The organism is Kingella oralis (assembly GCF_014054985.1).
GTDB classification, from domain to species: Bacteria; Pseudomonadota; Gammaproteobacteria; order Burkholderiales; family Neisseriaceae; genus Kingella_B; species Kingella_B oralis.
The window spans coordinates 2,306,706-2,324,200 of sequence record NZ_CP059569.1; the positions used below are offsets into that span (position 1 = coordinate 2,306,706).

19 protein-coding genes are annotated in these 17,495 nt (G+C 54.1%); 11 read left to right on the forward strand and 8 right to left on the reverse strand.

From position 1 onward, the window contains the following. Positions 1-57 precede the first annotated feature (57 nt). The 7 genes from lspA to H3L93_RS12450 all read left to right on the forward strand — a co-directional run bounded on the left by lspA (position 58) and on the right by H3L93_RS12450 (position 6,520). Positions 58-528: a signal peptidase II gene (gene lspA / locus H3L93_RS12420; protein ID WP_040559072.1), complete on the forward strand. Its 471-nt coding sequence runs from the start codon at positions 58-60 to the stop codon at positions 526-528. A 2-nt stretch (positions 529-530) separates the two neighbouring features. Then, positions 531-1,340 carry an Abi family protein gene (locus tag H3L93_RS12425; protein WP_003798397.1) on the forward strand — a complete coding sequence of 270 codons (810 nt, stop codon included), beginning with the start codon at positions 531-533 and terminating at the stop codon, positions 1,338-1,340. 328 nt (positions 1,341-1,668) lie between these two features. Further along, the gene (ispH, locus tag H3L93_RS12430; RefSeq protein WP_003798401.1) at positions 1,669-2,604 is read left to right on the forward strand and encodes a 4-hydroxy-3-methylbut-2-enyl diphosphate reductase; all 936 of its coding nucleotides are present in this window, start codon (positions 1,669-1,671) and stop codon (positions 2,602-2,604) included. An 85-nt stretch (positions 2,605-2,689) separates the two neighbouring features. Beyond that, positions 2,690-2,896, forward strand: a complete 207-nt coding sequence (locus tag H3L93_RS12435) for an antitoxin (RefSeq protein ID WP_003798402.1) — start codon at positions 2,690-2,692, stop codon at positions 2,894-2,896. Between the two features lie 168 nt (positions 2,897-3,064). Then, entirely contained in the window at positions 3,065-4,327 is a 1,263-nt protein-coding gene (gene murA, locus H3L93_RS12440; protein WP_003798404.1) for a UDP-N-acetylglucosamine 1-carboxyvinyltransferase, read from the forward strand. 174 nt (positions 4,328-4,501) lie between these two features. Further along, entirely contained in the window at positions 4,502-5,992 is a 1,491-nt protein-coding gene (locus tag H3L93_RS12445) for a S41 family peptidase (protein ID WP_003798408.1), read from the forward strand. A gap of 276 nt (positions 5,993-6,268) precedes the next feature. Beyond that, positions 6,269-6,520 carry a hypothetical protein gene (locus H3L93_RS12450; protein WP_155803222.1) on the forward strand — a complete coding sequence of 84 codons (252 nt, stop codon included), beginning with the start codon at positions 6,269-6,271 and terminating at the stop codon, positions 6,518-6,520. Between the two features lie 121 nt (positions 6,521-6,641). On the opposite strand, the gene accD is transcribed toward H3L93_RS12450, so the two are convergent. The 4 genes from accD to amgK form a co-directional block, all read right to left on the reverse strand. After that, positions 6,642-7,514, reverse strand: coding sequence for an acetyl-CoA carboxylase, carboxyltransferase subunit beta (accD, locus tag H3L93_RS12455; protein ID WP_003798412.1), 873 nt, complete (start codon positions 7,512-7,514; stop codon positions 6,642-6,644). Between the two features lie 224 nt (positions 7,515-7,738). Beyond that, positions 7,739-7,882: a hypothetical protein gene (locus H3L93_RS12460; protein ID WP_003798417.1), complete on the reverse strand. Its 144-nt coding sequence runs from the start codon at positions 7,880-7,882 to the stop codon at positions 7,739-7,741. Positions 7,883-7,907: 25 nt separating this feature from the next. After that, entirely contained in the window at positions 7,908-8,420 is a 513-nt protein-coding gene (locus tag H3L93_RS12465) for a hypothetical protein (RefSeq protein WP_003798419.1), read from the reverse strand. A gap of 11 nt (positions 8,421-8,431) precedes the next feature. Then, positions 8,432-9,442, reverse strand: a complete 1,011-nt coding sequence (amgK, locus tag H3L93_RS12470) for an N-acetylmuramate/N-acetylglucosamine kinase AmgK (protein WP_003798420.1) — start codon at positions 9,440-9,442, stop codon at positions 8,432-8,434. Positions 9,443-9,513: 71 nt separating this feature from the next. Here amgK and H3L93_RS12475 point away from each other — a divergent pair, with 71 nt between their 5' ends. From H3L93_RS12475 to H3L93_RS12490, 4 genes are all read left to right on the forward strand, one after another. Further along, positions 9,514-11,835: an LPS-assembly protein LptD gene (locus H3L93_RS12475; RefSeq protein WP_040559154.1), complete on the forward strand. Its 2,322-nt coding sequence runs from the start codon at positions 9,514-9,516 to the stop codon at positions 11,833-11,835. Continuing rightward, positions 11,832-12,779, forward strand: a complete 948-nt coding sequence (locus H3L93_RS12480) for a peptidylprolyl isomerase (protein ID WP_003798424.1) — start codon at positions 11,832-11,834, stop codon at positions 12,777-12,779. Before H3L93_RS12475 ends, H3L93_RS12480 begins: the two co-directional genes overlap by 4 nt. Positions 12,780-13,149: 370 nt before the next feature. After that, positions 13,150-14,421, forward strand: a complete 1,272-nt coding sequence (purD, locus tag H3L93_RS12485) for a phosphoribosylamine--glycine ligase (RefSeq protein WP_003798428.1) — start codon at positions 13,150-13,152, stop codon at positions 14,419-14,421. A 232-nt stretch (positions 14,422-14,653) separates the two neighbouring features. Next, the gene (locus tag H3L93_RS12490) at positions 14,654-15,262 is read left to right on the forward strand and encodes a class I SAM-dependent methyltransferase (protein WP_211204741.1); all 609 of its coding nucleotides are present in this window, start codon (positions 14,654-14,656) and stop codon (positions 15,260-15,262) included. Positions 15,263-15,351: 89 nt separating this feature from the next. Here the strand turns inward: H3L93_RS12490 and H3L93_RS12495 are convergent, their stop codons facing one another. The 4 genes from H3L93_RS12495 to lpxB all read right to left on the reverse strand — a co-directional run bounded on the left by H3L93_RS12495 (position 15,352) and on the right by lpxB (position 17,489). Then, positions 15,352-15,591, reverse strand: coding sequence for a hypothetical protein (locus H3L93_RS12495; protein ID WP_003798433.1), 240 nt, complete (start codon positions 15,589-15,591; stop codon positions 15,352-15,354). Positions 15,592-15,685: 94 nt separating this feature from the next. Continuing rightward, positions 15,686-15,952: a hypothetical protein gene (locus H3L93_RS12500; protein WP_003798435.1), complete on the reverse strand. Its 267-nt coding sequence runs from the start codon at positions 15,950-15,952 to the stop codon at positions 15,686-15,688. Between the two features lie 17 nt (positions 15,953-15,969). Further along, on the reverse strand, positions 15,970-16,266 hold the full coding sequence (locus tag H3L93_RS12505; protein ID WP_003798437.1) for a hypothetical protein: 297 nt from the start codon (positions 16,264-16,266) through the stop codon (positions 15,970-15,972). Between the two features lie 77 nt (positions 16,267-16,343). Next, entirely contained in the window at positions 16,344-17,489 is a 1,146-nt protein-coding gene (lpxB, locus tag H3L93_RS12510; protein ID WP_003798439.1) for a lipid-A-disaccharide synthase, read from the reverse strand. Positions 17,490-17,495 lie beyond the last annotated feature (6 nt).

Below are 17,495 nucleotides of genomic sequence, written 5' to 3' on the forward strand. Positions count from 1 at the left end.
TAAGGCAGCCTGAAAATCCAGTACAATCCCCCGCTTTATTTTCCCAAGCACAAACCAATGAAATACCTTCCCTATGGGCTGGTTGCCCTTGCCGCCATCATCCTTGACCAAATCAGCAAATCCGCCGTACTTGCCCGTTTTGAATACCAAGAGCGGCTCAACATCATCCCCCATTTTTTTGACCTTACACTGGTGTACAACCCCGGTGCAGCGTTTAGCTTTCTTGCCGACATGGGCGGCGCGCAGAAATATTTGTTTATCGTGCTGGCGTTTGTGATTAGCGGCTATCTGGCGCGCGGCATCGCCAAAAACGAATTCGGCAAGCTGGGCAACTGGGCAGCGGCGATGATTATCGGCGGCGCGTTGGGCAACGTGATTGACCGCTTTGTGCACGAGAAAGTGGTGGATTTTTTGCTGTTTTACTGGGGCGAGCATTATTACCCCGCGTTTAACGTTGCCGACAGTTTTATCTGCGTGGGCGCGGTGTTGCTGGCGATTGACAGCATCAAGCATAAAAAGGCAGCCTGAAAATGGCATTCGCACCATACAAACCATGGCTATCCTTTGCCGACCAAGTTATTCAGCTCAAAAAGCGTGGCTTGTTTATTAACGATGACCAAGATGCTGAATTTCAACTGGCGCAAATTGGTTATTATCGGCTAAGCGGCTATTTTTATCCTTTTCGCGAACGCGACAACTCGGGAAACCGTAGCAACAACTTTGTTGCAGGTACGCAATTTGACCACATTCTTGCGTTGTATCATTTTGATACAACAATTAAGCTGCTTGCATTGGAAGCCATGCAATATATTGAAATTGCTTTGCGGGTGCAGATTGCTTATGCATTAGGAAAACACAATGCCATCGCGCATACTCAATCTCGGTTTTTCAATCCCAAATTTAAGCATCAAGATTGGTTGGATAAATATCAAGAACTGCTTAATGCAGCCTTAAATTCAGAAAAAAAGGATAAAAAGCATATTGGTTTTGTGCTGCATAATGTAACCAAATATGGCGGTCTGCCTATTTGGGTGGCTTGTGAATTATGGGATTTTGGTGCGATGTCTAGATTATTTCAGGGAATGCAAGCGACAGATAGAGATGGCATCGCCAAAATATTTCATTTATCTGCCACTCAACTAGAAAGCCATTTGCAATCTTTTAATTTTGTGCGCAATGTAGCCGCTCATCATGGGCGACTATGGAATAGAAACATGATTGGCAGGCCTAAGTTTAAAAAATTGCAAGGGCAACAATGGCAATTATTAGATGAAAATGCTGTTTTTGTGGTGTTTTGTTTAATGCAACGTATGCTACAAAAAGATTTGCCCTCAAAGTGATTGGAAATTGCGCTTTCAGCAGGCGTTAGCATTATTTCCGCAGCACAATGCCGCCATGAATGAAGTGAATTTGAACACTTTTGGCATACACAAAAAGATTGATTTAAACCGCTGGAATTTATGGCGGTAAAAAGAAAGCCCCCAAATCCGCATCACATTAAAACTAATGTCAAAGCCTTCGGCTTCGCGGATAAGGGGGGGTTGTTGGTATGAATTATATCGTCGAACTCAAATAATTCGCAAATGTATTTTCAGGCTGCCTCATCTGGCATCTAGCTACAACACCAAAGGCAGCCTGAAAATCCAAACCCCCATCAAGAGAGCCCCCATGACCCAAAAAACCATTATGCTCGCTAACCCACGCGGTTTTTGCGCGGGCGTGGACCGAGCCATTTCCATAGTAGAACGCGCGTTAGAGTTATTTGGCGCGCCGATTTATGTGCGCCACGAAGTCGTGCACAACAAATTTGTGGTGGATGGCTTGCGCGATAAAGGCGCGATTTTTATTGACGACTTGGCGGATGTGCCCGCAGGCGCAACGCTGATTTACTCGGCGCACGGCGTATCCAAAGCGGTGCAAGCCGAAGCCGCCGAGCGCGGTTTTCGCGTGTTTGATGCCACTTGCCCGCTGGTTACCAAAGTGCACAAGCAAGTGGCGCGACTGGATGCGCAGGGCTATCAAATTATTATGATTGGGCACGCGGGGCACGTGGAGGTGGAAGGCACAATGGGGCAACTGCCCAGCGGCAAAATGCTGTTGGTGCAAACGGTGGAGGATGTGGCGGATTTGGTGGTAGCCAACCCCGATAAGCTGGCGTATGTGAGCCAAACCACGCTGTCGGTGGACGAAACCGCCGATATCATCGCCGCCCTCAACGCGCGTTTTCCGCTTATCAACAATCCGCACAAGGAAGACATTTGCTACGCCACCACCAATCGCCAAGCGGCGGTAAAAGAATTGGCGGCGGATTGCGATATTGTGATTGTGGTTGGCTCGCCCAATTCGTCTAACAGCAACCGTTTGCGCGAAGTGGCAACGCAGCGCGGCGTGGAGGCGTATATGGTGGACAACGCTTCGTTGTTGCAACGCGAATGGTTTAACGGCAAGAACAAGGTGGGCGTAACGGCGGGAGCGAGCGCGCCCGAGGTGCTGGTGCAGCAAGTGATTCAGCAAATTAAAGATTGGGGCGTGGATAAGGTGGAACAGGGCGATGCGGTGGACGAGCATATGGTGTTTGCCTTGCCCAAGGAGTTGCGCGAATAGTAGAGGCAGCCTGAAAATTGGATTTCAGGCTGCCTTAAACCTTGCGTGGTAAGCTACGCCGATACCTATCAAAAAAGATATCATCATGCAAACCGCCAAAATCTTTATTACAGGGCGTTCCCAAGCCGTTCGCTTACCCCAAGCCTTTCAGTTTGATACATCAGAAGTCATCATCCAGCATTTTGGCAACGGTATTTTGCTGATGCCCAAAAACAATAATTGGCAAAGCCTGTGCGAAGCCGTTGCCGAGTTTGAACCCGATTTTGTGCTGGAACGCGGCGAGCAAGCCTAAAAACGAGTTGCGAGGCATATCTGTTTATACTGGATAACTGGATTACCCCCCAAAGGCAGCCTGAAAATGAATCCCCCATTTTCAGGCTGCCTTTTGCCCACGCCCGCCCCCGCTTTAAGCTATAATCGCGCCCATTTTTCAAGCAACAGATTCAGGGAATAGAAACCTATGGACAAGCTCAAAATCATCGCCAATGGCAAACTTAACGGCGAAATCACCGTATCGGGCGCAAAAAATGCTGCGCTGCCGCTGATGTGCGCAGGCTTGCTCACAGCGGGCACGCTGCGGCTCAAAAACGTGCCCATGTTGGCGGATGTCAAAACCACGCAAAAGCTGCTGCAAGGCATGGGCGCGCGCGTGATGACCGACAACATCAGCGAGTTTGAAATCAACGGCGGCACGGTAAACAACACCCATGCGCCGTATGATTTGGTCAGCACCATGCGCGCCTCCATTTTGGTGTTAGGACCGACATTAGCGCGCTTTGGTAAAGCCGAAGTGAGCCTGCCGGGGGGCTGCGCGATTGGCAGCCGCCCTGTGGACCAGCATCTGAAAGGCTTGGAAGCGATGGGCGCGCAGATTACGATTGAACACGGCTATGTGAAAGCCGTTGCGCCCCAAGGCAAGCTGCAAGGCGCGCGCGTGGTGATGGACGTGGTAACCGTGGGCGGCACGGAAAACCTGCTGATGGCGGCGACTTTGGCGCAAGGCGTTACCACGCTGGAAAACTGCGCGGTTGAGCCCGAAGTGGTGGACTTGGCGGAATGCTTGGTGAAAATGGGCGCGAAAATCAGCGGCATCGGCACATCCACCATGACGGTGGAAGGCGTGAACGAATTGCACGGCTGCGAACACAGCGTCGTGCCCGACCGCATTGAAGCGGGCACGTTCCTGTGCGCGGTGGCAATGACCGGCGGCAAAGTAACCCTGCGCCACGCCGCGCCCAAAACCATGGAAGCGGTGTTGGACAAGCTCGCCGAAGCGGGCGCCATCATCACCACGGGCGAGGACTGGATTACGATAGAAATGCAGCAACGCCCCAAAGCGGTAAACATCCGCACCGCCGTGCATCCCGCCTTTCCCACCGATATGCAGGCGCAGTTTATGGCGATGAACGTGGTGGCAGAAGGCGTAAGCAGGGTAACCGAAACCATTTTTGAAAACCGCTTTATGCACGTGCCCGAGCTCAACCGCATGGGCGCGAACATTTCGGTGGACGGGCATACCGCGCTGCTCACGGGCGTAGAAACGCTCTCGGGCGCAACCGTGATGGCAACCGATTTGCGCGCCTCCGCCAGCTTGGTGCTGGCAGGCTTGGTGGCCAGCGGTGAAACGATTGTGGACAGAATCTACCACCTAGACCGCGGTTACGAATACATTGAGAAAAAACTCGGCGGCGTGGGCGCAAAGATTGAGCGCATCCGCGGATAAGCGTTTTCAGGCTGCCTTTACCGGATAAGGCAGCCTGAAAACGCTAATGCACTCATCTTTTTCGTTAATTTTTGTTTGCGCCCTTTTCTAAACCCATAAAATCGCCTACCCTTACGCCTTTGCGTTTTCAGGCTGCCTGAAACAACACGACAACAAAAGGAAAGACACACAACTATGTCTCAAACTTGGAAAAAAATCGCCCTCTACACCTGCGGCGCAATCAGCGGTGTGGCGCTGAGCATCGGCGCGCAAAGTTTCGCCGCCGACAAAAAAACCGACGACAACCTGCCCATCCAATCGCTCAAAACCATGGCGGAAGTGTATGGGCAAATTAAAGCCAACTATGTGAACAAATCCGACGACGACAAGCTGCTGGAAGAAGCCATCAAAGGCATGGTGGCGGGGCTGGACCCGCATTCGGAATACATGAACAAAAAAGGTTATGCCGAAATGAAAGAGTCCACCACCGGCGAATTCGGCGGCTTGGGCATGGAAGTCGGCTCGGAAGACGGCTTTGTGAAAGTCATCGCGCCGATTGAAGACACTCCCGCCGAGCGCGCAGGCGTGAAAAGTGGCGATTTCATCGTGAAAATCGACAACGAATCCACGCGCGGCATGACGGTGAACGATGCCGTCAAAAGAATGCGCGGCAAACCAGGCACCAAAATCACGCTCACCCTATCGCGCAAAGATGCCGACAAACCGATTGTCGTGAACCTGACCCGCGCGGTGATTAAAGTGCAAAGCGTGCGCTCGCATTTGCTGGAAAACGGCTACGGCTACATCCGCGTAACCCAGTTCCAAGAGCGCACGGTGGCTTCGGTTGCCGAAGCGGTGAACAAATTAACCCAAGAAAACAAAGCCCCGCTCAAAGGCTTGGTGCTGGATTTGCGCGACGACCCCGGCGGCCTGCTCAACGGCGCGGTGGGCGTGTCTGCCGTGTTCCTGCCCAAAGATTCCGTAGTCGTAAGCACCAAAGGGCGCGACAACAAACAAGGCATGCTGCTCAAAGCCCGCCCCGAAGATTACATTTTGTCGGTGGGCACCGACCCCTTGGCTTCGCTGCCCGCCGAAATCAAAAACATCCCCATCACCGTGTTGATTAACTCAGGCTCGGCTTCGGCTTCGGAGATTGTGTCAGGCGCGTTGCAAGACCACAAACGCGCGGTCATCGTGGGCACGCGCAGCTTCGGCAAAGGCTCGGTGCAATCGGTGATTCCGATGTCTGGCGGCGGCGCGTTGAAAATCACCACCGCGCTGTATTACACGCCCAACGACCGCTCCATCCAAGCTACCGGCATCGTGCCCGACGTGGAAGTGAAAGACAAAACGCGCACGTTTGAAAGCCACGAGGCGGATTTGTCAGGACACATTGACAACCCGCTGGGCGAAAACGGCGTAAAAACCGCCATTTCCGCTTCCGAGCCCGACAGCAAGGAAGAAGAAACCAAACCCGCGGCCGCCAGCGAGCCCAAACCCAAATTGGAAGATTTGGCTTCGCGCCGCAAACCCGACCCCAGCAAAGACGACCAGCTGCGCAAAGCGTTGGATTTGCTGAAAAACCCAAGCGAATGGCAGCAGTCTTTGGGGCAGGGCGTGCAAAAGCTAGCGGAAGAGAAAAAGAAAGCCGATGAGAAAAAAGCGGCGGAAGAGAAGAAAAAATAAACGGTAAACAAAACCCCGCCCGATGCGGGGTTGCGCTGAATTTCAGGCTGCCTGTCGGTTACGCGACAGGCAGCCTGAAAACCAATGGGCAGCCATCCGTCCCATCTCGCCGCAAACAGCTTAAAATCAGATTTTCAGGCTGCCTTGGTCAGCCATCCGCTCAATTTTTATCTAAACGGGAAACATCATAAAACACCCATTCTTGCCTTTTTATTGCTCCTGACCGCGTGCCACACCGCAAGCGCTCATGCCGATGCGCTCAATCCGGCCGTTGATATGAACGGCACCGTCCAAATTTCGTTTGAACAGGCGGAGTTTAGCTATCAGGGGCAAACGTATTATCTGGACGACGAGCGCGGCGTGTTAAACGAATGGATTAAGCAACAGCGGGCGGCGAGCAAGGCGTTTTTTATCAAACAAAACGTTTGCTTGAACGGCACAATCCGAACCCGAGCGCAAAACAATCCGCACGGCTTTGGCGCGTTGGGGCGGTATGAACGGGCGGTTGTGGTGCGCAAGATGTGTTGATGCGGGGCGATAAGGCAGCCTGAAAACGGCGTAACGCTTCCCGCTGCACGCCGTCCCGACACAAAAAAAGACGGATTCTCAAAAATCCGTCTTTTTGTTTGCGTTTCGTTTTTCAGGCTGCCTAAACCACTTCGCTCACTTGCGGTTCGCGCCGCAGCAGGGTAATCAAATCGGCAAGGCGTTTTTTCATCTCGCGGCGGTCGATGATTTGGTCAATCGCGCCTTTTTCCAGCAAGAATTCGGCGCGTTGGAAGCCTTCGGGCAGTTTTTCGCGCACGGTTTGCTCAATCACGCGCGGGCCGGCAAAGCCAATCAGGGCTTTGGGTTCGGCGACCACGATGTCGCCCAAGAAGGCGAAGCTGGCGGATACGCCGCCCATGGTGGGGTCGGTGAGCACGGAGATAAATGGCAAGCCTTTTTCGTTGAGCAAATGCAGCGATGCGCTGGTTTTGGTCATTTGCATCAGCGAGTTCAGCCCCTCTTGCATACGCGCGCCACCCGATGCGGCCACGCAGATAAAGGTGCAGTTGTCGGCAACGGCGCGGCGCACGCCTTGCACGAAGCGCTCGCCCACCACCGAGCCCATTGAGCCGCCGATAAAGCGGAATTCAAACGCAGCGATGACCACGGGCAAGCCGTGCATCTGCCCGCGCATCACCACGAGCGCGTCGTCTTCGCCCGTGGCTTTTTTGGCGGCGGCAAGGCGGTCGGGGTATTTTTTGCTGTCTTTGAATTTCAGGATATCGGTGGGGTGGATGTTGGCACCGATTTCTTCGCGGTTGGCTTCATCCAGCAAGAGGTTTAGGCGTTCGCGGGCGGTGAGGGCTTCGTGGTGCCCGCATTTGGGGCAGACTTTGTGATTTTGGCTCAGCTCGGTGGCGTATTGGGTTTCGCCGCAGGATGAGCATTTGTGCCACAAGCCTTCGGGCACGCCTGATTTTTTGTCGTCATTTTTTTTGATTTTCGGGGGGAGGATTTTGTCAAACCAGCTCATGGGGTTGTCCTTATGTGGATTTCAGGCTGCCTTGGGGTTTCAGGCTGCCTGATGTTGGGGTTTAGAACCTGTATCCACTATTTCCATAGGCATCTTCTATGCCCTAAAAACGCGGCTACTGCGTTAAAAATGCTCGCAAGGTGTTCAACCTTTCTGCGCTTTTTGCCTTGTATCCACGCTTTTATGTCATAAAATCTACCTATGGAAATAGTGAATACAGGTTCTTAGATTGCTTGTACTAATTTTTGCGGGGTGGAATATAGCGGGTATTGTTGCGCTTGGCAAAGGGCAGCCTGAAAATTGTGTTCGGGTTTAACGCGCGGGCGGCGCAATCGGTTTTCAGGCTGCCTTATCAGGCGGGGAAACAATAATAGGCAGCCTGAAAAGTATGACTCACAAATTCTGCGCCAGCCAATTCCATGCGCGGCGCAACACGCCCGCTTGGTTTTCAGGCTGCATCAATTGCGGCGCAGGCTCGCGCGCCATCGCTTCGAAATATTGCCAATCGCTCTCGTCGATGGTGGGTTTGAGCAGAAAATACACTTCGCCGTGGATGGGGAAGCCCGATTCGTGCACCATGCGGGTGAGCATTTGCAGTTCGCTTTGCGTCATGTCGCTGGCAAAATGGCTTTGCGGATGCAACACGACGATGCACGGCTGGTTGCGTTGCACCATGCCGCTTTTGGCGAGCGCGTTTTGAAAAATATCGGCGGCCACTTGCTCGTCGTCGATGGCAACGCGCGGATGCGAAAACGGGCAAGGCTTCATCACATCGTCCACCAAGCCGATGCGCAGCGTGGTGGGCATTTTGAAGCTGGCGCGGTGGTTGGACATATTGTGAATTTCAATGATGCCAGCCGACAGCGACACCAGCAGCACGGGAATATGCGTTTGAATAACAGCCATGATTGTCGTTCCTAAAATGTGTAGCCCGTTTGCAAATCCTCATCGCCCACCAGCTGCAACAGCAGCGCGTAAAGCGGGGCAAGCTCTTCGTAACGGCGCGACGTGCGGCGCAAGTAGTTCAAAAAGCGCGGGATTTCGGGGCGGTATTTGTCTTTGCCGTCGCGGTGCCACAGCCGCGCAAAAATGCCCGCCACTTTCAAATGCCGCTGCACGCCCATGAATTCATACCATTTATAAAACGTGTCAAACTGCGCAGGCACAGGCAAGCCCGCCGCGCGCGCCTTTTCCCAATAGCGGATGACCAAATCCAGCGTAAACTCTTCATCCCATTCAATAAACGCATCGCGCAGCAGCGAAACCAAGTCGTAGGTTATCGCGCCATATAAGGCATCCTGAAAATCCAAAACGGCAGGACGGCCGCGCGTGAGCATCAGATTGCGCACGATAAAATCGCGGTGCACATACACTTTGGGCTGCGCTTCAATCACGGGCAGCAGTGCATCCATGGTTTGCTGCCACAATTGGCGTTGCGCGAAATTCAGGCTGCCGTTTAATTCTTTTGCCACAAACCATTCGGGAAACAAATTCATCTCGCGCAGCAAAATCTCGCGGCTGTATTCGGGCAACTGGTTGGGCTGGCTGGCTTGTTGCAACACAATCAGCTCATCAATCGCTTCCAGCAGCAAGGCTTTGTGCGCCTCGGGCGTGTTTTCTTGCTGCATCGCTTTTAAGTATTGCACATCGCCCAAATCGTTTAACACGATAAACCCCAGCTCCAAATTTTTGGCGAGCACGGTGGGCACATTCAGGCTGCTGAATAAATCGCGCACTTTCAAATAATTCGCCACGCTTTCGCGCATTTTTTCGGGCGGCGCGTCCATGCAAATTACCGTGCTGCCATCGGCAAAGGTGGCGCGAAAATAACGGCGAAAATCGGCATCCGCAGCAGCAAAGCTCAGTTCAAAGGGTTGATTGGGGTAAACGCTGGTGAGCCAGTCTTTTAGCAGGGTTTCTCGTTGCATACTGTGAATTATCGGGTTTTCGGTTAAAATAGCCCGTCATTTTAACTTTAAAACCGTTGCAAGGTGTGATTTTGTCTCGTTCATTTGTAAGCAAACCATTAGTCGCCATGCTGGGCATTGCCTTTTCAGGCAGCGCGTGGGCGGTGTCGGACACATGGCAGCCTGAAAAGCTGGGCTGGGTGTGCCGCGCGCCCAATCCGCAAGCTAAAGGCGTTGCCCCTGCCCGCAAAACAGGGCTGCCCAAGCTGCCGCAAGATGTAACCCGCATCGAAGCAGATAAAGCCGCAGGGCAAACCAATGTGCGCCACCGCGCGCAGGGCGATGTCATCATTGAGCGCAACGACGAAACGCTGAACGCCGATTGGGTGGACTACGACCAGCCCAGCGAACACGTTTACGCGGGCGACCAATTCACGCTCACCCGCGCCGACGGGCAAACCGTGCAAGGCGATAAGCTGGATTACGACCTCGCCAAGCATTCGGGCAACGCCAACAACACCGAATTTGTTGCCGAGCAAAACAGCAAACGGCTGCAAGGCGTGGCACGCAGCCTGAAAATGTATGACGACAACCATCACGCCGCGCAAGAAGTCAAATTCAACACCTGCGAAACAGGCGACACATCGTGGTACATCCAAGCCGAAGAGCTGACCACCAACCGCGAAACAGGCATCGGCGTGGCAAAAAAAGCCAAGCTGGTGTTTGCAGGCGTGCCGATTTTGTACACGCCGTGGGTGGATTTTCCGATTAACGGCAACCGCAAAAGCGGTTTTTTAGTGCCGACCATGTCGGTGGGCTCGGATGGCGCGTCGGTTGATTTGCCGTATTACTTCAACCTTGCGCCCAACTACGATGCCACGCTCACCCCCGGCTACATCGGCTCGCGCGGCGCGCGCATCGGCGGCGAGTTTCGCTATTTGCAGCCCAAATACACAGGCAGCGTAAACGTTAAATATATGCCGCACGACAGCAAACGCGGCTTAAACAACCGCGCGGCGCTAAGCCTGAAACACAGCCAAACCTTCACATCCAAGCTCACTGGCGGCATTGATTTCAACCAAGTGTCGGACGACGATTACTACCGCGATTTCGCAGGGCGCAACGAGTTGGCCGAAAGCACCAACCTAAACCGCAAAGCATGGCTGAACTACAATCAAAGCCTTTGGGGCGCGCCGTTCAACGCAGAATTGATGGTGCAAAAATACCAAATTCTCAATGATTCCAACGGCAACAAAAACCCCGTGTATTCCATCTTGCCGCGCCTGTCTGCCACTTGGGCAAAAAACATCAATCCCTACACCGAGCTGGACATCAAAGCGCAGCTCACCCGCTTTGACCACAAAGATATGCAAAGCGGCAACCGCGCCGTGGTTTATCCCAGCATCAAATGGGATTTCCACAACGCATGGGGTTATGTGCGCCCCAAAGTGGGCGTGCACGCCACACGCTATTGGCTAGACGCATTCGGCAGCCTGAAATCGCGCGACACCTCGCGCATCCTGCCGATTGTGAACGTGGACAGCGGCATCACGCTGGAACGTCAAGCCAAGCTGTTTGGCGGCAGCTTCGTGCAAACCGTTGAACCCCGCCTGTTCTACAACTATACCCCCAGCAAATCGCAAAACGACTTGCCCAATTTTGACTCGTCGCTCAACGATTTCAGCTACGACCAACTGTTCCGCGAAAACATCTATTCGGGCAACGACCGCATCAACGCCAACAACAGCCTATCGGCAGGTTTGCAAACCCGCTTTCTCAACCCCAACACAGGCTACGAATACTTCCGCGCAGGCATCGGCGAAAAATATTATTTCACCCGCGACGAAGTTGCCCTTTCAGGCAGCCTGAATCAAAACGAGCGTAAAAACGGCGACATCGTTGCCTTTGCCAGCGGGCAAGTCGCCCCCAGCTGGTTTGCCGACAGCAACTGGCATTGGAGCGCCGACAATAAAGCCACCCAGCGCTACGACTTGGGCATCCGCTACAACCCCGAAGCGGGCAAAGTGTTGAGCGCACGCTTCAAATACGGGCGCAACGAAGAAATCTATTCGGGCTTCTACGACAAACTGCGCCACATCGACCTTGCCGCGCAATGGCCCATCAGCAGCAACCTATACGCCGTGGGACGGCTCAATTACAGCACCTCCCCCCGCGCCATCTTGGAGCAAACCGCAGGGCTGGAATACAAAAACCCCTGCGGCTGTTGGAGCGCGAGCTTTGTTGCCCAACGCTATGTAACCGAATGGCAGCCCGTGCAAGACAAATACAAATACAAAACCGCCTTCTTCTTCACTTTGCAGCTGAAAGACCTCAGCAACGCAGGCACCAACGCCCAAGAGCAACTGCGCCTAGGCATCCCCGGCTACACCAAAACCAACGAGGTAAACAAATGATGAAACGCCAAATCACCCCCCTAATCCTATCCGCCACACTCGGCATCGCTTTTCAGGCTGCCTATGCCGACACCATCAAGCCACTGAACCGCATTGCGATGGAAGTCAATTCCAGCGTGATTACCTACCGCGATATTGAGCGCACCGTGCGCGAGCTCAAATCGCGCAACGCAGGGCAAAATATCCCCGAAGAGCAATTTGTTCAGGCTGCCAAGCAACGCCTATTGGAACGCGCCCTCATCGCCGATGCCGCCCGCCAACAGCAGCTTAAAGCCACGCCCAGCGGCATTGATGAAGAGCTCAAACGCCGCGCCGCAGCGGAAAACACCAGCGTAGAAAATCTATACAAAAAAGCCCAAGCCAACGGCTACACCCGCGAAGCCTACCGCCTAGAAGTCGCCAAAGACGTGCTGGCGGATTACTTGTTAAGCGATTTGAACAACAATGTAAACATCAGCGATGCCCAAATCAACGAAGCCCTCAAAAGCGGCGCAGCCCTGCCGCAAGGCACGCCCTATCCCGTGTACACCATCCGCCGCATCATCTTGCAAGCGGGCAACCAAGCCAACATGAGCGCGGTGGAAAAACGGATGCAACAAATCGCCCAAGCCATCCAACAAGGCAGCGATTTTGCCACCATCGCCAAACGTTACTCGCAAGAAGCCGAAGCGGTGAACGGCGGTTTGCACGAAGTGAGCGACGATATGCTGCCTGAAAATGTGGAAAAACTGATTCACCAAATGCAGCCCAATCAAATCACCGCGCCGCAGCGCGTGGGCACAAGCTGGCAGATTATCCAACTGGTATCCAGCCGCACCGAAAACGACCCTGCCAAAATGCAACGCGAAGCCGTGCGCCGCCAGCTGGTGCAACAAGCGCGCCAAGCCAACCAAGCGCAATTTGTGCAACAGCTACAACAAAACGCCGTAGTGCGCGAGTATTAAGTTTATAGAGAGGCAGCCTGAAAACATGAAATAGCGTTTTCAGGCTGCCTAAAATATATTTGAACGAGTAAACAGACGCGCAGCAACCTAAGGCAGCCTGAAAAATAAGAAATGCCGTCATTCCCGCGTAGGCGGGAATCTTGTTTGATATTCAGAAATAATTGTAAAAACAAAATGTTGTTTAAGATTAACCAAGATTCCCGCCTACGCGGGAATAACGGGCGTTACTATTTCTATTTTGATTTTAGGTTTTGCAAAAGTTTCAGGCTGCCTGATTATCCATCCCTCAAAGGCAGCCTGAAAATAGCCCGCAGCCCAACCCCATTTTCAGGCTGCCTCCCTTTCCCTCTCCACCCCACAAGGACAAAACATGAAACTGCTCATCATCGGCAACGGCGGGCGCGAACACGCCCTCGCATGGAAACTCGCCCAATCGCCCAAAGTCGCCACCGTTTACGTTGCCACGGGCAACGCAGGCACAGCCGCCGAGCCTAAGCTGCGCAATCTTGCGCTCACCGCCCATGCCGATTTGATTGCCTTTTGCCAACGCGAAAACATTGCCTTTACCGTAGTCGGCCCCGAAGCCCCGCTTGCCGCAGGCATTGTGGACGATTTTCGCGCCGCAGGGCTGCCGATTTTCGGGCCCACCCGCGCCGCCGCCCAGCTGGAAAGTTCCAAAGATTTTGCCAAAGCCTTTATGCTGCGCCACGGCATCCCCACCGCGCAGTATCAAACCTTTGAACACGCCCCCGCCGCGCACGATTATGTGAACCAAAAAGGCGCGCCCATCGTCATCAAAGCCGACGGGCTGGCGGCGGGCAAAGGCGTCATCGTTGCCATGACGCTGGACGAAGCCCACGCCGCCATCGACGATATGCTGCTGGGCAACAAAATGGGCAACGCAGGCGCGCGCGTGGTGATTGAAGACTTTTTGCAGGGTGAAGAAGCCAGCTTTATCGTGATGTCCGATGGCGACAACGTGCTGTCGATGGCCACCAGCCAAGACCACAAACGCCTGCTGGACGGCGACAAAGGCCCGAACACAGGCGGCATGGGCGCATACAGCCCCGCGCCTGTGGTGAGCGAAGCCGTATATCAGCGCGTGATGGACGAAATCATTTTGCCCACCATACGCGGTATGAAAGCAGACGGCATTGAATTTACAGGATTTTTATACGCGGGCTTGATGATAGACGCGGCGGGCGCACCGCGCACGATTGAGTTTAACTGCCGCTTTGGCGACCCCGAAACGCAGCCGATTATGAGCCGCTTGGACAGCGATTTGGTGGATTTGGTTGAAGCCGCGTTAAACCGAAAATTAGACAGCGCAAGCGCGCAATGGAAGCCGCAAACCGCCGTGGGCGTGGTGCTTGCCGCGCAAAACTATCCCGACACGCCGAGAAAAGGCGATGTCATCCACGGCATAGACGCGGCGAACGCAATCGGCAAAGTGTTCCATGCGGGCACGGCGGTGAACGAGCGCGGCGAAGTGGTTACCAACGGCGGGCGCGTGCTGTGCGTGGTGGGCTTGGGCGACGATGTTGCCGCCGCCAAACAGCGGGCGTATCGGGCGTTGGCAGAGGTTCGGTTTGACGGGATGCAGTATCGGACGGATATTGCGGATAAGGCGATGGGGCGGTGAGGGGGGTGATGGCGTTTCAGGCTGCCTTGGTTGTTTGGCATGATGAGGCAGCCTGAAAAAGCGTAAACAACGCGACAATTGCCAACACATCATGCCCAACAAGGCGCAGCACAGGTATCGGAGAAGCACATGAAATCGCTTTGGACTGAAACACTACGCTTAATATATTCGGCACACCATTAGCCCTGACGGGCGCGATACCTTTGAATCCACGCCCCAACTTGCAAAAGCCTTGCAGCGTGTTGCCAGCCGCCCGTCTGGCGACACGCTGCTGGATTTGGGCTGCGGTTGGGGCGCTTCGCTGAAACCGTTTGCCAACCATTTTGCGCATATTATCGGCGTGGATTGCAATGCTGAAAATCTGCGGGCAGCACGGCAAAAATATCAGGAAATGCCGCATATTTCGTTTATGCAGGGCAATCTGTTGCAGCTGCCATTGCCGCCCGGCTCGGTGGATTTACTGGTTTCTTCGCTGATGTTGCATCAGGTATCAGATGAAAATCAGCTTGCCCTTTTTCAGAAAATCCATTCTTTGCTGAAAGATGATGGCGAAATGGTGTTTGCCGATGAGCTGATTCTGTTTGACCCCGAAGCAGAACCCGAACGCTTTAACCGCGTTTACCGCTATTTGCTGGCAAACACCACGCCCAAAGACGTTTACGAACAGCAAATCAAACCCTATCTGGCAGATGGCTATGTTTACACTTGGCAGGACATGAAAGCCAACACGCCGCCCGAATTTTGGTTTCATACGCTGCCTCATCTTCAAACCAAGCTCCATGCTGCTAATCTTGTGTTACGCGAAGTGAAGGAATTAACGCCTTTTTTTCGGGCTGTTTAGAGTAACCAAGCAGGCGTAGGCTATTGCCGTGCAAAACATAATAAAGCAGCCTGAAAATCCATTCAGGCTGCTTGGCTTTTATTCTCTTATTAACGCTGCGGCGCAACAGGCGCGGAAGCGGGTTGCGCTTTTTGTTTGGCCGCTTCTTTTTCCTTGCGCTGCTGTTCGCGGATAAGGGCGCGGCTTTCGCGCGTGCGTTTGGCTTTGGCGAGCGCGCCGTCGATGCGTTCAATCAGCGGCTTTTTCAGATGGTTTTTCGCTTGGGCAAGCGGCGCGCCTGTCAGCAAGCCGAATGCGGCAACAAGGGCGATAAAGGATTGGCGTTGCATGGTGTTTCCTTTCGTTTGCGGCAGCCTGCACAGCGTAGCGGAGTTGCGAAGCTAAAGCGGGCTAGGGTTATTTTACTGCGTTTTGTCGTTTGATTTAGTCGTTTGATTTAATGGTTTGGGGTTCATCAAGGGCAGCTAAAACCGCAAAGCCAAGCCACCAACACGGCGGCAGGATAAGCCCCCACCAATAGCTGTATTGGAACATCAAATAAACGGGCAGCACGATTAAAAACAAACCCGTGCCGCCAAACAGCATAATGGGCAGCGCGGCAAGAACGGCGGCCAGCAAAGCGAAAAACAAAGCCAGCCCGAGTAGCGCAAGAATGCCGTAACCCACAACCGTCAGTATGAAATCCAGCATTTCAGGCTGCCTTTTGTTTACGATGCCAGCAGCACAATCACGCTATACACGCAAACAAACGCCGCCACCGCCATCATGCGTTTGAGCGCAGAAGGATTGGGCAGCGGCGCCAACCAACTGCCCGCCGCGCCCGCCAAGCCGCCCAGCGAGAATAGGGCGATGACGTAGTCAAACCAGCGTGCGGCAGCCTGAAAATCGGCGGCGCCAAATTGGGCGTTAAACGCGGCGTTGCCTTGCGTTTTGCAGTAAATGCCTGCGCCCAACGCGACAAGGCTCGCAACGATGGCAAAGGCAAAAGGGCGGGAGCGTTTCATGGTTCAGCCCCTCTTTAATTTGTTTACAGGGTTAATCGAGGGATGGGATAACAGGTTTTCAGGCTGCCTCATGGCATCTAACGACACTCCGCCAACACTGCACTCGCCGCCAATTCATCCGTGTTCAGTTTCAGCATTTCGTGCAAATGAACGAAGTCGGCTTCCAGCGCGGCGACTTTTTCAGGCTGCCGATACCAATCCAGCAGTGCGGCGGCAAGTTTTTCGGGCGTGGCATCCGCTTGCAACAGCTCGGGCACAACGGCTTTGTTTAACAGGATATTCGGCAGCCCCACGTGTGGCACTTGGATTTTGCGCTTCACCAGCCAATAAGTGAGCGCGGAAAGTTTGTAGCTGATGACCATCGGGCGTTTGCACAACGCCACTTCCAGCGTTGCCGTGCCGCTGGTAACCAGCACCGCATCCGCCGCCGCGCAAGCCAATTCGGTGCGGGCGGCTTGCAGGCGAATGGGCAGTTTTTCAAATTCAGGCTGCGCCAAAAAATGCTGCAACCGCGCGCGGGCAGCGGCGGTGGGGTAGGGCGAGATAAATTGCGCGTTGGGCAGCTCGCGCAAAACAAGCTGCGCCGCGCGAAAGTAAATCGGCGCCATCTGGTTGATTTCGTTCACTTGGCTGCCCGCCAGCAGCACAAACACGGGCGTGTCCGCCGCCAGTTTCAGGCGTTCGCGCGCGGCGGATTTGTCGGGCTGCATCGGCAGCGTTTGCGCCAGCGGATGCCCCACAAACAACGCTTTGCCGCCCGCTGCTTGGTATAACGGGGCTTCCATAGGGAACAGGCACAGCACTTGGTTCACCTGCCGCACAATCTTGTTCACACGCTCGCGCTTCCAAGCCCACACCGAGGGCGAAACATAATGTACGGTGGGGATGCCCGCCGCTTTAAGCTGCGCTGCCACGCCGAGATTGAAATCGGGCGCGTCAATGCCCACAAACACAGACGGGCGAATTTGCTTTAACCGCGCCACCAGTTCGCGGCGGATTTTGAGGATTTCAGGCAGCCGCTTGATGACTTCGGCATAGCCGCGCACGGCAAGGCGTTCTTGGTCAAACAGGCTTTGGCAGCCCGCTGCCGTCATGCGCGCGCCGCCGATGCCGACAAATTGGGCATCGGGGTGTTGTTTTTTGATGGCTTCGATGAGGTGTGCGCCGAGCAGGTCGCCCGAGGCTTCGCCTGCGGACAGGGCGATGATGAGTGGTTGGGACATAATGGT

What these genes read in the sequence shown, in the direction of transcription:
- lspA (WP_040559072.1), top strand. Translation starts at nt 58, where the DNA reads ATGAAATACCTTCCCTATGGGCTGGTTGCCCTTGCCGCCATCATCCTT.
- H3L93_RS12425 (WP_003798397.1), top strand. Translation starts at nt 531, where the DNA reads ATGGCATTCGCACCATACAAACCATGGCTATCCTTTGCCGACCAAGTT.
- ispH (WP_003798401.1), top strand. Translation starts at nt 1,669, where the DNA reads ATGACCCAAAAAACCATTATGCTCGCTAACCCACGCGGTTTTTGCGCG.
- H3L93_RS12435 (WP_003798402.1), top strand. Translation starts at nt 2,690, where the DNA reads ATGCAAACCGCCAAAATCTTTATTACAGGGCGTTCCCAAGCCGTTCGC.
- murA (WP_003798404.1), top strand. Translation starts at nt 3,065, where the DNA reads ATGGACAAGCTCAAAATCATCGCCAATGGCAAACTTAACGGCGAAATC.
- H3L93_RS12445 (WP_003798408.1), top strand. Translation starts at nt 4,502, where the DNA reads ATGTCTCAAACTTGGAAAAAAATCGCCCTCTACACCTGCGGCGCAATC.
- H3L93_RS12450 (WP_155803222.1), top strand. Translation starts at nt 6,269, where the DNA reads ATGAACGGCACCGTCCAAATTTCGTTTGAACAGGCGGAGTTTAGCTAT.
- accD (WP_003798412.1), bottom strand. Translation starts at nt 7,514, where the DNA reads ATGAGCTGGTTTGACAAAATCCTCCCCCCGAAAATCAAAAAAAATGAC.
- H3L93_RS12465 (WP_003798419.1), bottom strand. Translation starts at nt 8,420, where the DNA reads ATGGCTGTTATTCAAACGCATATTCCCGTGCTGCTGGTGTCGCTGTCG.
- amgK (WP_003798420.1), bottom strand. Translation starts at nt 9,442, where the DNA reads ATGCAACGAGAAACCCTGCTAAAAGACTGGCTCACCAGCGTTTACCCC.
- H3L93_RS12480 (WP_003798424.1), top strand. Translation starts at nt 11,832, where the DNA reads ATGATGAAACGCCAAATCACCCCCCTAATCCTATCCGCCACACTCGGC.
- purD (WP_003798428.1), top strand. Translation starts at nt 13,150, where the DNA reads ATGAAACTGCTCATCATCGGCAACGGCGGGCGCGAACACGCCCTCGCA.
- H3L93_RS12495 (WP_003798433.1), bottom strand. Translation starts at nt 15,591, where the DNA reads ATGCAACGCCAATCCTTTATCGCCCTTGTTGCCGCATTCGGCTTGCTG.
- H3L93_RS12500 (WP_003798435.1), bottom strand. Translation starts at nt 15,952, where the DNA reads ATGCTGGATTTCATACTGACGGTTGTGGGTTACGGCATTCTTGCGCTA.
- H3L93_RS12505 (WP_003798437.1), bottom strand. Translation starts at nt 16,266, where the DNA reads ATGAAACGCTCCCGCCCTTTTGCCTTTGCCATCGTTGCGAGCCTTGTC.
- lpxB (WP_003798439.1), bottom strand. Translation starts at nt 17,489, where the DNA reads ATGTCCCAACCACTCATCATCGCCCTGTCCGCAGGCGAAGCCTCGGGC.